This is a genomic window from Micromonospora sp. ATCC 39149 (genome assembly GCF_000158815.1).
Taxonomy (GTDB): domain Bacteria; phylum Actinomycetota; class Actinomycetes; order Mycobacteriales; family Micromonosporaceae; genus Micromonospora.
The window spans coordinates 1,193,485-1,207,618 of sequence record NZ_GG657738.1 but is presented as its reverse complement, the minus strand read 5'-3'; the positions used below and the strand labels follow the sequence as shown (position 1 = coordinate 1,207,618).

3 protein-coding genes and 3 pseudogenes are annotated in these 14,134 nt (G+C 70.0%); 4 read left to right on the top strand and 2 right to left on the bottom strand.

Annotated features, from left to right (window positions below):
• Together MCAG_RS33415 and MCAG_RS04845 are read right to left on the bottom strand one after the other, a co-directional pair.
• Positions 1–329, bottom strand: a 329-nt coding sequence (locus MCAG_RS33415) for a hypothetical protein (protein ID WP_369751302.1), incomplete at its 3' end; no start/stop codon positions are given.
• Positions 326–886 (bottom strand): TetR family transcriptional regulator, encoded by a 561-nt coding sequence (locus MCAG_RS04845; protein ID WP_007071851.1) that lies wholly within the window; start codon positions 884–886, stop codon positions 326–328. The genes MCAG_RS04845 and MCAG_RS33415, both read right to left, overlap by 4 nt.
• Before the next feature lie 490 nt (positions 887–1,376).
• On the opposite strand from MCAG_RS04845, the gene MCAG_RS29530 reads away from it, so the two are divergent.
• The 4 genes and pseudogenes from MCAG_RS29530 to MCAG_RS04835 all read left to right on the top strand — a co-directional run.
• Positions 1,377–5,120, top strand: a complete 3,744-nt coding sequence (locus MCAG_RS29530; RefSeq protein WP_369751353.1) for a type I polyketide synthase — start codon at positions 1,377–1,379, stop codon at positions 5,118–5,120.
• Positions 5,120–11,485, top strand: a pseudogene (locus tag MCAG_RS34430) (SDR family NAD(P)-dependent oxidoreductase); the annotation flags it as partial. The gene MCAG_RS29530 and the pseudogene MCAG_RS34430, both read left to right, overlap by 1 nt.
• Positions 11,486–11,582: 97 nt before the next feature.
• Positions 11,583–11,765, top strand: a pseudogene (locus MCAG_RS33390) (ketoreductase domain-containing protein); the annotation flags it as partial.
• Positions 11,766–12,150: 385 nt separating this feature from the next.
• Positions 12,151–14,134, top strand: a pseudogene (locus MCAG_RS04835) (beta-ketoacyl synthase N-terminal-like domain-containing protein); the annotation flags it as partial.

Here is a 14,134-nt window from a genome sequence, read left to right as displayed (position 1 = left end):
GGGGCAGCAGCCGGTACCGGATGCGGCGGGCCGTGGCGGCGTGCTGGCCCACCACCGACCAGTCGACCGTCCGGCCGGGTGCGCTCGGCGAGCGCGCGGGCGAGCGCACCGGTGAAGCCCTCGTCGTGGGTGTCCGCGCCGCAGCCGGCCGCGGTCGACTCGCCGAGCACCCCCAGCCGCAGCGGCCGGGCGTCCACGGCGCCGGTCGAGACATCGGGCGGCGCGGGCGTCGCGCCGGTGGTCGGCCCGCCGGCCGGCGGCAGGATCTCGGTGCGGGCCCGCAGCCAGATGCCCTGCGCGGCGACGACCGGGAGCAGCACCGGGTTCACCGGGCCACCGCCTCGGCCACCGGCCGCTTGCGCAGCGACTCGACGGCGTCCTGGATGCCGTCGCGGACGTCCACGCCGAGCGCCCGCGACTGCACCGTCAGCGCGCCGTCCGCCACGAACCGCAGCAGCTCGTCGGGCGTCGTCGTGGCGAGCCGGTCGACCTCGGCCAGCACCCCGGCGATCAGCGCGCGCAGCCGCCGGGCGATCTTGTCGTTGCGTCGGACCAGGGCGGACGCCTGCATCCACAGCCCGCTGTGCACCTCGTCGGCGAGGAGGTCCCGGAACTCAGCGCGCATCGCGGGCAGCGGAACGTCCGGTGCCGCCGCGGCGGCCCGGCGGATGACCGCCCGGAACCGCTCCTCCAGCTCGTCCAGGCAGGCCAGGAAGAACGCCTGCTGGCTGCCGAACAGGCGGAACACATACGGCTGGGACAGGCCGAGCCGGTCGGCCACGTGCTGCACCGCCGCCGTGGTCAGCCCATGGTCGGCGAACGCGCCCATGCCTATCGCGACGGCCTGGACCCGGCGCTGACCCGCAGTCGCTCGTTCCATCTCCATCGGGGCAGCCTAGAACAGTATGTACTTACTAACAAGTACGCCAGTCCCGTTTCGTGTCGGATATGTTTCGTATCCGGGAAACTCGGAAATAAACGCCCACGTCATATCCGCAATGGCTGCTGTCCATTAGCTGCCAGCGGCGCCGGGCGGCCCGCAACTTGTTGCCACGGCCGGGCCACGTGCCGGTCGCCGGAGCGCTAGGCGCGCTGTCCGCGCTGGTCCGTTCGTACTATTGCGCCCGGGCCGGCGGCCGCTAGCCGCGCGCGAGAGCAGTCATGATCTTGGCAGGTACTGGACGTCACCCATTTACGGCGTGGCTTCCGCTGGCCTTTGCTGCGTACGCTCCACCTCGGATTGAGCGGCAGGCAGCTCTCCGGTGACTCCATTTCAGGAACGGGCGGCAATGGTCGGCGAAATGGCACCGGAGCACGCCTGTGCCGGGCACGGCCGCCGATGTGACCGGCCTCGACACGACCGACAAGGAGCTCGGATCCGCATGACCCAGGGCACCGACGAGCAGCAGAAGCTCCGCACCTACCTCCGCAAGGTCACCAGTGAGCTGCTCACCGCCAACCGCCGGGTGCGCGAGCTGGAGGAACGCGACCTCGAGCCGCTGGCAATCGTGGGCATGAGCTGCCGGTACCCCGGGGGCGCCAGCTCACCGCAGCACCTGTGGGAGCTGGTCGAGCAGGGCCGGGACGCGATCACCGGGCTGCCGCGCGACCGCGGCTGGGACGTCGACACCCTGTACGACCCCGACCCCGAGCGGACCGGCCGGGTGTACGCCCGAGGCGGCGGCTTCCTCGACGGTGTGGGTGACTTCGACGCCGCGTTCTTCGGGGTGAGCCCGCGCGAGGCGCTCGCCATGGACCCGCAGCAACGGCTGGCGCTGGAAGCCTCGTGGGAGGCGCTGGAGGATGCCGGCATCGACCCCACCGCGCTTCGCGGGTCCGGCACGGGGGTCTTCGTCGGTGCCCTCGCTACCGACTACGGACCCGCCATGCGGGCCGAGCTGGAGGGCTTCCGGCTCACCGGCACTCAGACCAGCGTGGTGTCCGGCCGTATCGCGTACACCCTCGGTTTGGAGGGCCCGGCGGTCTCCGTCGACACGGCGTGTTCGTCGTCGTTGGTGGCGTTGCATTTGGCTGGGCAGGCGTTGCGGTTGGGGGAGTGTTCGCTGGCGTTGGTCGGTGGGGTGACGGTGTTGGCTGGGCCGTTTTTGCTGGTGGAGTTCAGCCGGCAGCGGGGGTTGGCGGCGGATGGGCGGTGTAAGCCGTATGCGGCGGCGGCTGATGGTACGGGTTTCTCCGACGGGGTCGGGATGCTGGTCGTGGAGCGGTTGTCCGATGCGCGGCGGCGGGGGCATCGGGTGTTGGCTGTGGTGCGTGGTAGTGCGGTGAATCAGGATGGTGCGAGTAATGGGTTGACTGCGCCGAATGGTCCGGCGCAGGAGCGGGTGATTCGGCAGGCGTTGGCTGTTGCGGGGTTGTCGGCTGCTGAGGTGGATGTGGTTGAGGGTCATGGGACGGGTACGCGGTTGGGTGATCCGATTGAGGCGCAGGCGTTGTTGGCGACTTATGGGCGTGATCGTGAGGTGCCGTTGTGGTTGGGGTCGGTGAAGTCGAATATTGGTCACACGTCGGCGGCGGCGGGTGTGGCGGGTGTGATCAAGATGGTGCAGGCGATGCGGTATGGGGTGTTGCCGCGGACGTTGCATGTGGATGCGCCGTCGCCGCATGTGGAGTGGGATGCGGGTCGGGTGGAGTTGTTGACGCAGGCGCGTCCGTGGGTGGTGGGTGGTCGTCCGCGGCGGGCGGGTGTGTCGTCGTTCGGGATCAGTGGCACGAACGCGCACGTGATCCTCGAGGAGGCTCCGCGGGGGGATGTGGAGGAGGCTCCGCGCGGGGAAGCGGAAGTCGAGTCGGTGGTGGTTCCGTCGGTGGTGCCGATTTTGGTGTCGGCTAGGTCGGAGCAGGCGTTGCGGGCGCAGGAGGCGAGGTTGCGTGCGTTTCTGCCGGGGCGGGATTTGTTGGATGTGGCGTTTTCGGCTGCGACGACTCGTGCGCATCTGGAGTATCGGGTGGCGTTGGTGGGTGAGGAGCGGTTCGCGGGTCGTCCGGTTGTGGGGAAGACGGCGGTGTTGTTTACGGGTCAGGGTTCGCAGCGTGCGCGGATGGGTGCTCGGTTGACGTATCCGGTGTTCCGGCGGGTTTTTGATGAGGTGTGTGGGCATTTTGATCCGGAGGTGCGGGAGGCGCTGGTTTCTGCTGACGGGTCGGGGCTTGATGACACGCGTGTCACGCAGGCGGCGTTGTTCGCTGTCGAGGTGGCGTTGTTCCGGTTGGTGGAGTCTTTCGGGGTCCGTCCGGATTTTCTGTTGGGTCATTCGGTTGGTGAGTTGGCGGCGGCGCATGTGGCTGGTGTCTTGTCGTTGGTGGATGCGTGCACGTTGGTGGCGGCGCGGGGCCGGTTGATGGGTGCTCTGCCTGCTGGTGGGGGCATGTTGGCGGTCCAGGCCACCGAGGATGAGATTTCTGGTGTGGCGGTGGCGGCGGTGAACGGGCCGAGTGCGGTGGTGGTTTCTGGTTCGTTGGATGAGTTGCGGGAGTTTCAGGCTCGGTGGTCGGATCGTAAGACGACGTGGTTGACGGTCAGTCACGCGTTCCATTCGCCGTTGATGGAGCCGATGCTGGAGGAGTTCGAGCGGGTTGCTCGTGGTTTGGATTTCCGGTCGCCGCGGATTCCGATCGTGTCGAACGTGACCGGTGGTGTGGTCGGTGATGAGGTGACCGATCCGGCGTACTGGGTGCGGCATGTGCGTGAGGCGGTCCGTTTCCATGATGGTGTTCGTACTCTGCGGGAGCAGGGGGTGACCCGGTTCCTGGAGTTGGGTCCGGATGCGGTGCTCACGGCGATGGCGCGTTCGTTCCTGGATGATGATGTGGTGCTTGCCGCGGCGTTGCGGGCCAAGCAGTCCGAGCCGCACGCTTTCGCCGCGTTCCTCGCCCAGGCCCACAACGCCGGAGTGCCGGTGGACTGGGCGGCGGTGCTGGCCGGTGGGAAGCGGATCGATCTGCCCACCTACGCCTTCCAACACCAACGCTACTGGCTGATGCCCGACACCAGCAGCCTCGACCGGGTCGACCATCCCCTGCTGACCGGCGCCGTGCGCGTCGGCGACCGCGACGAATGGGTGCTCACCGGCCGGCTCTCCCGCGACCTCGCCCCCTGGCTGCCCGACCACGCCGTGCTGGGCACGGTGGTCGTCCCCGGCACCGCCCTGGTCGAGCTGGCGCTCACCGCCGGACGGCATGCCGGCACCCCGGTCGTCGACGAGCTCACCCTCGAAACACCCCTGGTCGTGCCGGCCGACGCCGAGGTGCGGCTCCAGGTCACCGTCGGTGAGCCCGGCGGGGACGGGCGCCGTGCGGTGGCCGTCTACTCGCACGCCGACGACTCCCACGCCGGCCGCTGCCACGCGCGCGGCGTCCTGGCCGCCGTCGACGACGAAGTGCTCCCCTCACCGGGGACGCCGTGGCCGCCGGCGGACGCCGAACCGATCGGGGTCGACGCGCTCTACGCCCGGCTCGCCGAGATGGGCTACGAGTACGGCCCGGCGTTTCAGGGCGTCGAAGCGGCCTGGCGCGATGGGGACGCGGTGTACGCCGAGGTCGCGCTCGCCGGTGAGTACACCGAGGCGGCGCGCCATTTCGTGCTGCACCCGGCGCTGTTCGACGCGGCGCTGCACGGCGGCCCAGACCTGCTCGACCGGGGTGACGGCACGGCGCCGGGTCTACCGTTCGCATTCTCCGGCGTCCGGCTCGACCGCACCGGCCTCAGCCGCCTCCGGGTGCGCGTGACGACCACCGCCGCCGCGACGCTGCGGATCGACATCGCCGACGACCAAGGCGGCGGGGCCGGCCGGATCGACGCCCTCGCGCTCCGCCCCGCCGACAGCCGGCAGCTCACGGGCGCCGCGCCCGGCGGGTCGCTGCACACCCTCGATTGGATCCCCGCCCCGTCCGGGACGGCCCGGACCGACGCCGCGGCGGACCTGGTCATCGCCACCGTGGACGACCCCTCGGGCGACGACCCGGCGGAGCGTGCCCGGGCCGTGACCGCGTGGACTCTGGACCTGCTGCAACGCCGGCCGCCGAACCGCTGGCCGCCGCCCGCCTGGTGGTGGTCACCCGTCACGCGGTTGCGGTGGGTGATGAGGCGGTTGATCTTGTGATGGCGCCGGTGTGGGGTCTGGTGCGTAGTGCTCAGTCTGAGCATCCGGGCCGGTTTCAGCTTGTTGATTTGCCTGGTGGGGAGCCTGATCCGGATTGGGTGGCGCTGGCTGCGACCGGGGAGCCTCAGCTTGCTGTGCGTGGTGGTGTTCCGCTTGCTCCTCGGCTCACTGCGCACAAGGTTGAGCCGATCACGGGTGCTTGGCATTTGACCAGCGAGCACAAGGGGTCGCTGGAGGAGCTGACTTTGTTGCCTTCTGACGGTGAGCGGGCTCTGGGTGTTGGTGAGGTGCGGGTTGGTGTGCGGGCGGCGGGTCTGAACTTCCGTGATGTGCTGATTGCGCTGGGGATGTATCCGGGTGAGGCGCCGTTGGGTTCGGAGGCCGCGGGTGTGGTGTTGGAGGTCGGTGCGGAGGTGACCGATCTGGTGCCGGGGGATCGGGTGTTGGGGATTGTTCCGGATGCGTTCGGTCCGGTGGCGGTGACTGACCGGCGGTTGGTGGTGCCGATGCCGGGGTCGTGGTCGTTTGTGCAGGGTGCGGCGGTTCCGGTGGTGTATTTGACCGCGTTGTATGGGTTGCGGGATCTGGCGGGGTTGCGGCAGGGGGAGAAGCTGTTGGTGCATGCCGCGGCTGGTGGTGTCGGTATGGCGGCGGTGCAGTTGGCCGGGCATGTCGGGGCGGAGGTGTATGCGACGGCGAGTCCGGCGAAGTGGGATGTGGTGCGGGGGTTGGGGGTGCCTGCGGAGCGGATTGCGTCGTCGCGTGATTTGGGGTTCCGGGAGCGGTTCGCCGGTGGGGTTGACGTGGTGCTCAACGCGCTGGCTGGGGAGTTTGTGGATGCCTCGCTGGATGTGTTGGGTGAGGGTGGGCGGTTCATCGAGATGGGTAAGGCGGATCTGCGGGATCCGGAGTCGGTGCTGGCTGAGCGGGGTGTGGTGTATCGGTCGTACGACCTGTTCGAGGCGGGTCCGGATCGTATTCAGCAGATGCTGGGTGAGATTGTCGGCCTGTTCGAGCAGGGGGTGTTGCGGTCGGCGCCGGTGCGTACGTGGGATGTGCGGCAGGGGCGGGAGGCGTTTCGGTTCCTGCGGGAGGGTCGTAATACCGGCAAGGTGGTGCTGACCGTGCCGGCGCCGCTGGATCCGGACGGCACGGTGTTGATTACCGGTGGCACCAGTGGTTTGGGGGCGTTGTTCGCCCGGCATTTCGTCACCGCGTACGACGTGAGGCATCTGCTGTTGGTTTCCCGGCGTGGATCCGACGCCGATGGTGTCCATCAGCTCGTCAGCGACCTCGAAGGGCGCGGCTGCAAGGTTCGCGTCGCTGCCTGCGACGTCGCTGACCGCGATCAGCTTGCCGCGTTGCTCGGCTCTCTCGACCGGCCGCTGACTGCGGTGGTGCACTCCGCTGGTGTCCTCGCTGACGGGCTGATCGAGACGATGACTTCTGAGCAGGTCGAACGGGTCATGCGGCCGAAGGTCGACGCGGCGGTGCACCTGCACGAGCTGACCGCCGGGATGGATCTGGCCGCGTTCGTGTTGTTCTCCTCGGTGGCCGCGCTCATGGGCAGCCCGGGGCAGGGCAACTACGCTGCCGCCAACGCGTTCCTTGACGCGCTCGCCGCTCACCGCCGCGCCGCCGGGCTGCCCGCTACCTCCCTCGCCTGGGGCATGTGGGCGGAAGGCATGGCCGGCACCCTCGACCGGGCCGCTCTCGCCCGCTGGGCCCGCACGGGTATCGAAGCCTTCCCGGCGGCCACCGGGCTCGCCCTGTTCGACGCGGCGCAGCGCCTCGGCCCGGCGGTGGTCGTGCCGGTCGAGCTGAACCGCACGACGCTGCGCGGCCAGGCCCGTACCGGCACGCTCGCGCCGCTGCTGCGCGGCCTCGTCCGGACCCCCGCCCGCCGTGCCGTCGCGGGCGGCTCGCTGGCGCAGCGGCTCGCCGCGGTGCCCGTCGCCGACCGTGAACAGGTTGTCCGGGAACTGGTGCAGGCGCAGGTGGCTGCGGTGCTCGGGCACGCTTCGCCGGCGGCCGTCGAACCCGGCCGGGCCTTCAAGGAGCTCGGTTTCGACTCGCTTGCCTCGGTGGAGTTGCGCAATCGGCTCGTCGAGGCCACCGGCCTACGGCTGCCGTCCACGCTCGTCTTCGACCACCCGACGCCGCAGGCGGTGGCCCGGCTGCTCGTCGCCGAGGTGGCCGGCGAGCCCGCCGGAAGCCGCGTGCCGGACGCGCCCACCGGCGTGGACCGGCGGCCACGCCGCGCCCGGGCCGGCGAACCGCTGGCGATCGTGGGCATGAGCTGCCGCTTCCCGGGTGGGGTCAGCTCGCCGGAGGAGTTGTGGGAGCTGGTCGTGAACGGGCGTGACGCGATCGGCGGGCTGCCGGCCGATCGCGGCTGGGACCTGGATCGGCTCTACGACCCGGACCCGGACAGCCTCGGCACCGTGTCGACCCGTGGTGGCGGTTTCGTCAGCGGCGTGGGGGACTTCGACGCCGGGTTCTTTGGGATCGGCCCGCGTGAGGCGGTGGCGATGGACCCGCAGCAGCGGCTGTTGTTGGAGGCGTCGTGGGAGGCGTTGGAGGATGCGGGTATTGATCCGACGTCGTTGCGTGGCTCGGATACTGGTGTGTTCTGTGGTGTGGTGACCTCCGACTACGGCCCGGCGCGTCCGCCGGAGCTTGAGGGTTTCCGGTTGACCGGCTCGACCAGCAGCGTGGTGTCCGGCCGGGTCGCCTATACGTTCGGTCTGCAGGGTCCGGCGGTGTCGGTGGATACGGCGTGTTCGTCGTCGTTGGTGGCGTTGCATTTGGCTGGGCAGGCGTTGCGGGCCGGGGAGTGCTCGCTCGCCCTCGTCGCCGGGGTCACCGTGTTGGCTGGGCCGCTGCTGTTGCAGGAGTTCAGCCGGCAGCGGGGGTTGGCTCCGGATGGGCGGTGTAAGCCGTATGCGGCGGCGGCTGATGGCACGGGTTTCTCGGATGGCTTGGGTGTGATTTTGCTGGAGCGGTTGTCTGACGCGCAGCGCAATGGTCATCGGGTTCTTGGTGTGGTGCGTGGTAGTGCGGTGAATCAGGATGGTGCGAGTAATGGGTTGACTGCGCCGAATGGTCCGGCGCAGGAGCGGGTGATTCGGCAGGCGTTGGCTGTTGCGGGGTTGTCGGCTGCTGAGGTGGATGTGGTTGAGGGTCATGGGACGGGTACGCGGTTGGGTGATCCGATTGAGGCGCAGGCGTTGTTGGCGACTTATGGGCGTGATCGTGAGGTGCCGTTGTGGTTGGGGTCGGTGAAGTCGAATATTGGTCACACGTCGGCGGCGGCGGGTGTGGCGGGTGTGATCAAGATGGTGCAGGCGATGCGGTATGGGGTGTTGCCGCGGACGTTGCATGTGGATGCGCCGTCGCCGCATGTGGAGTGGGATGCGGGTCGGGTGGAGTTGTTGACGCAGGCGCGTCCGTGGGTGGTGGGTGGTCGTCCGCGGCGGGCGGGTGTGTCGTCGTTCGGGATCAGTGGCACGAACGCGCACGTGATCCTCGAGGAGGCTCCGCGGGGGGATGTGGAGGAGGCTCCGCGCGGGGAAGCGGAAGTCGAGTCGGTGGTGGTTCCGTCGGTGGTGCCGATTTTGGTGTCGGCTAGGTCGGAGCAGGCGTTGCGGGCGCAGGAGGCGAGGTTGCGTGCGTTTCTGCCGGGGCGGGATTTGTTGGATGTGGCGTTTTCGGCTGCGACGACTCGTGCGCATCTGGAGTATCGGGTGGCGTTGGTGGGTGAGGAGCGGTTCGCGGGTCGTCCGGTTGTGGGGAAGACGGCGGTGTTGTTTACGGGTCAGGGTTCGCAGCGTGCGCGGATGGGTGCTGGGTTGACGTATCCGGTGTTCCGGCGGGTTTTTGATGAGGTGTGTGGGCATTTTGATCCGGAGGTGCGGGAGGCGCTGGTTTCTGCTGACGGGTCGGGGCTTGATGACACGCGTGTCACGCAGGCGGCGTTGTTCGCTGTCGAGGTGGCGTTGTTCCGGTTGGTGGAGTCTTTCGGGGTCCGTCCGGATTTTCTGTTGGGTCATTCGGTTGGTGAGTTGGCGGCGGCGCATGTGGCTGGTGTCTTGTCGTTGGTGGATGCGTGCACGTTGGTGGCGGCGCGGGGCCGGTTGATGGGTGCTCTGCCTGCTGGTGGGGGCATGTTGGCGGTCCAGGCCACCGAGGATGAGATTTCTGGTGTGGCGGTGGCGGCGGTGAACGGGCCGAGTGCGGTGGTGGTTTCTGGTTCGTTGGATGAGTTGCGGGAGTTTCAGGCTCGGTGGTCGGATCGTAAGACGACGTGGTTGACGGTCAGTCACGCGTTCCATTCGCCGTTGATGGAGCCGATGCTGGAGGAGTTCGAGCGGGTTGCTCGTGGTTTGGATTTCCGGTCGCCGCGGATTCCGATCGTGTCGAACGTGACCGGTGGTGTGGTCGGTGATGAGGTGACCGATCCGGCGTACTGGGTGCGGCATGTGCGTGAGGCGGTCCGTTTCCATGATGGTGTTCGTACTCTGCGGGAGCAGGGGGTGACCCGGTTCCTGGAGTTGGGTCCGGATGCGGTGCTCACGGCGATGGCGCGTTCGTTCCTGGATGATGATGTGGTGCTTGCCGCGGCGTTGCGGGCCAAGCAGTCCGAGCCGCACGCTTTCGCCGCGTTCCTCGCCCAGGCCCACAACGCCGGAGTGCCGGTGGACTGGGCGGCGGTGCTGGCCGGTGGGAAGCGGATCGATCTGCCCACCTACGCCTTCCAACACCAACGCTACTGGCTGATGCCCGACACCAGCAGCCTCGACCGGGTCGACCATCCCCTGCTGACCGGCGCCGTGCGCGTCGGCGACCGCGACGAATGGGTGCTCACCGGCCGGCTCTCGACCGAGAGCGCCCCCTGGGTCGCCGACCACGGCGTGCTCGGCATGGTGGTGGTGCCCGGCACCGCGCTGGTCGAGCTGGCCGCCGCGGCCGGCACGCACGCGGGCGTCCCGGTCGTCGACGAACTCGTCCTGGAGGCGCCGCTGGTCATGCCCGGCACGCCGGTGCAGCTCCAGGTCACCATCGGCGAGCCGGACGATGCCGGCCGCCGCGAGGTCGCCCTCTACTCCCGGCCGGACACCGCCGACGCGGAGACCACCTGCCACGCCCGCGGGCTGCTGGCCGCGGACGACGAACCGGCCGAGCCGTGGCAGCCCGGCGTGTGGCCGCCGGCCGACACCGAGCCGCTCGACGTGGCGGCCATCCACGCCCGGCTCGCCGAGGTCGGCTTCGACTACGGACCGGCGTTCCAGGGCCTGCGCGCCGGATGGCGGACCGACGACGAGGTGTACGCCGAGATCGTCCTGCCCGAGGAACACGCCGAAGCCGCCCGCGGGTACGGGCTGCACCCGGCGCTGTTCGACGCGGCGCTGCACGGCGGCCTCGGCTGGCTGGACAAGGACTCCGGCGCCGAGCTGCCGTTCTCCTGGGCCGGCGTGCGGCTGGCCCGCAGCGGCGCCGCCCGGGTGCGGGTCCGCATTGCCGCTGCGGGCGAGTCGGCGCTGCGGGTCGACCTGGCCGGCGAGGACGGCGTACCGGTCGGCAGTGTCGCCAAGCTCACCTTCCGCCCGGTCGAACAGGCCCAGCTCGACAGCGCCCAGCAGGCGGGCAATTCCTCGCTGTTCCGGGTGACCTGGACCGAGATCCCGGCGGCCGTGCGGCCGGGCACCGCGCCGGTCGTCACCGTCCTCGACGGGGACGACGCCGGGACGCTCGACCGGGCCACCGCGGACCTCGTGGTGGTGCGGATCGGCGCGGGCGAGGCCGGCGGCACGGCGGAGATGGCCCACGTGGTCGCCCGCCGCACCCTCGCCCTGCTGCGGTCCTGGCTCGGCGCGGACAGCCCGGCTGGGGCCCGGCTGGTCGTCGTCACCCGTGGCGCGGTCGCGGCCGGTGACGAGGCGCCGGATCTGGTGCAGGCGCCGGTGTGGGGTCTGGTGCGTAGTGCTCAGTCCGAGCATCCGGGCCGGTTCCTGCTGGTGGACCTGGAGGACGGGGTTGAGCCGGACTGGGGTGCGCTGGCTGGGCTGGATGAGCCGCAGCTCGCGGTCCGCGGCGGACGTCTGCTCGCGCCGCGTCTCGCCCGCGCCCGTACGGCCGCCGGCGTTGAACCCCGGCTGCTCGATCCGGACGGGATCGTGTTGGTCACCGGGGGTACGGGTGGTCTGGGCGCGGTGGTGGCGCGGCATCTGGCGGCCACTCATGGCGTGCGGCATCTGGTGCTGGTGAGTCGGCGTGGCCCGGCGGCCGAGGGGGTGGCGGAGCTGGTCGCGGAGCTGGCGGGTCTGGGCGCGCAGGCGGACGTGGTGGCCTGTGACGTGGCGGACCGGGCGCAGCTTGCCGGTGTGCTCGATGGCCTGGACCGGCCGCTGACCGCGGTGGTGCAACGCCGCCGGCGTCCTCGACGACGGCGTGCTCGACGCCATGACGCCGGAGCAGCTCGCCGGGGTTCTCCGGCCGAAGGTGGACGCCGCCGCGAACCTGCACGAGCTGACCGCCGGACACGACCTGGCCGCGTTCGTGCTGTTCTCCTCGGTCGCCGCGCTGATCGGCAGCCCGGGGCAGGGCAACTACGCCGCCGCCAACGCGTTCCTCGACGCGCTCGCCGCCTGCCGCCGCGCCGCCGGGCTGCCCGCCACGTCGCTGGCCTGGGGCCTGTGGGCGGAGGCGGCCGGCATGGGCGGCACGCTGGACGACGCGGAACGGGCCCGGCTGGAACGGATGGGCACCGGCGCGCTGAGCACCGAGCTTGGCGTGCGGCTGTTCGACACCTCGCTACGGCTGGGCGAGGCCCTGCTGGTGCCGGCCCGCCTGCACTTGAAGGGACCTGCGCGAGCAGGCCCGGTCCGGAATGCTGCCGGCGCTGCTGCGCGGGCTGGTCAAGGTGCCCGCGCAGCGCACCTCCTCGGACGGCTCGCTGGCGCAGCGCCTCGCGAGCGTCCCGGAGGCCGACCGGCCCGGGGTGGTCCTCGACCTGGTCCGGGCGCAGGTGGCCGCAGTCCTCGGGCACGCCACGCCGGATGCCGTCGAACCGGACCGGGCCTTCAAGGAGCTCGGCGTCGACTCGCTCGGCGCGGTCGAGCTGCGCAACCGGCTGACCCAGGCCAGCGGCGTACGGCTGCCGTCCACGCTCGTCTTCGACCACCCCAGCCCGGCGGCGATCGCCCAGCTCCTGCTCGCCGAGGCGGGCGCCGCCGAGCCGCCCGCCGCGCCAGCCCGGCCGCGCCGCCGGCCGGTGGCAGACGAGCCGCTCGCCATCGTCGGCATGAGCTGCCGCTACCCGGGCGCCAACACGCCAGACGAGCTGTGGCGGATGCTCGCCGACGGCCGGGACGCGATCACCGGCTTCCCCGCCGACCGCGGCTGGGACCTGGACCGGCTCTACGACCCGGACCCGGACAGCCTCGGCACCGTGTCGACCCGGGGCGGCGGTTTCGTCAGCGGCGTGGGGGACTTCGACGCCGGGTTCTTCGGGATCGGCCCGCGTGAGGCGGTGGCGATGGACCCGCAGCAACGGCTGCTGTTGGAGGCGTCGTGGGAGGCGCTGGAGGATGCGGGTATCGATCCGACGTCGCTGCGTGGCACCGACACCGGCGTGTTCTGCGGCGTCGGTTCCTCCGACTACGGGGCGATGCCGGCCGGCAGCCTCCCCGAAATCGAGGGCCTGCGCCTGACCGGGGCCACCACCAGCATCGTCTCCGGTCGGGTCGCGTACACCCTCGGTCTGGAGGGCCCGGCGGTCTCCGTCGACACGGCGTGTTCGTCGTCGTTGGTGGCGTTGCATTTGGCTGGGCAGGCGTTGCGGGCCGGGGAGTGTTCGTTGGCGCTGGTCGCCGGGGTGACGGTGCTGGCCGGGCCGTTCCTGCTAATGGAGTTCAGCCGGCAGCGGGGGTTGGCTCCGGATGGGCGGTGTAAGCCGTATGCGGCGGCGGCTGATGGCACGGGTTTCTCGGATGGCTTGGGTGTGATTTTGCTGGAGCGGTTGTCTGACGCGCAGCGCAATGGTCATCGGGTTCTTGGTGTGGTGCGTGGTAGTGCGGTGAATCAGGATGGTGCGAGTAATGGGTTGACTGCGCCGAATGGTCCGGCGCAGGAGCGGGTGATTCGGCAGGCGTTGGCTGTTGCGGGGTTGTCGGCTGCTGAGGTGGATGTGGTTGAGGGTCATGGGACGGGTACGCGGTTGGGTGATCCGATTGAGGCGCAGGCGTTGTTGGCGACTTATGGGCGTGATCGTGAGGTGCCGTTGTGGTTGGGGTCGGTGAAGTCGAATATTGGTCACACGTCGGCGGCGGCGGGTGTGGCGGGTGTGATCAAGATGGTGCAGGCGATGCGGTATGGGGTGTTGCCGCGGACGTTGCATGTGGATGCGCCGTCGCCGCATGTGGAGTGGGATGCGGGTCGGGTGGAGTTGTTGACGCAGGCGCGTCCGTGGGTGGTGGGTGGTCGTCCGCGGCGGGCGGGTGTGTCGTCGTTCGGGATCAGTGGCACGAACGCGCACGTGATCCTCGAGGAGGCTCCGCGGGGGGATGTGGAGGAGGCTCCGCGCGGGGAAGCGGAAGTCGAGTCGGTGGTGGTTCCGTCGGTGGTGCCGATTTTGGTGTCGGCTAGGTCGGAGCAGGCGTTGCGGGCGCAGGAGGCGAGGTTGCGTGCGTTTCTGCCGGGGCGGGATTTGTTGGATGTGGCGTTTTCGGCTGCGACGACTCGTGCGCATCTGGAGTATCGGGTGGCGTTGGTGGGTGAGGAGCGGTTCGCGGGTCGTCCGGTTGTGGGGAAGACGGCGGTGTTGTTTACGGGTCAGGGTTCGCAGCGTGCGCGGATGGGTGCTGGGTTGACGTATCCGGTGTTCCGGCGGGTTTTTGATGAGGTGTGTGGGCATTTTGATCCGGAGGTGCGGGAGGCGCTGGTTTCTGCTGACGGGTCGGGGCTTGATGACACGCGTGTCACGCAGGCGGCGTTGTTCGCTGTCGAGGTGGCGT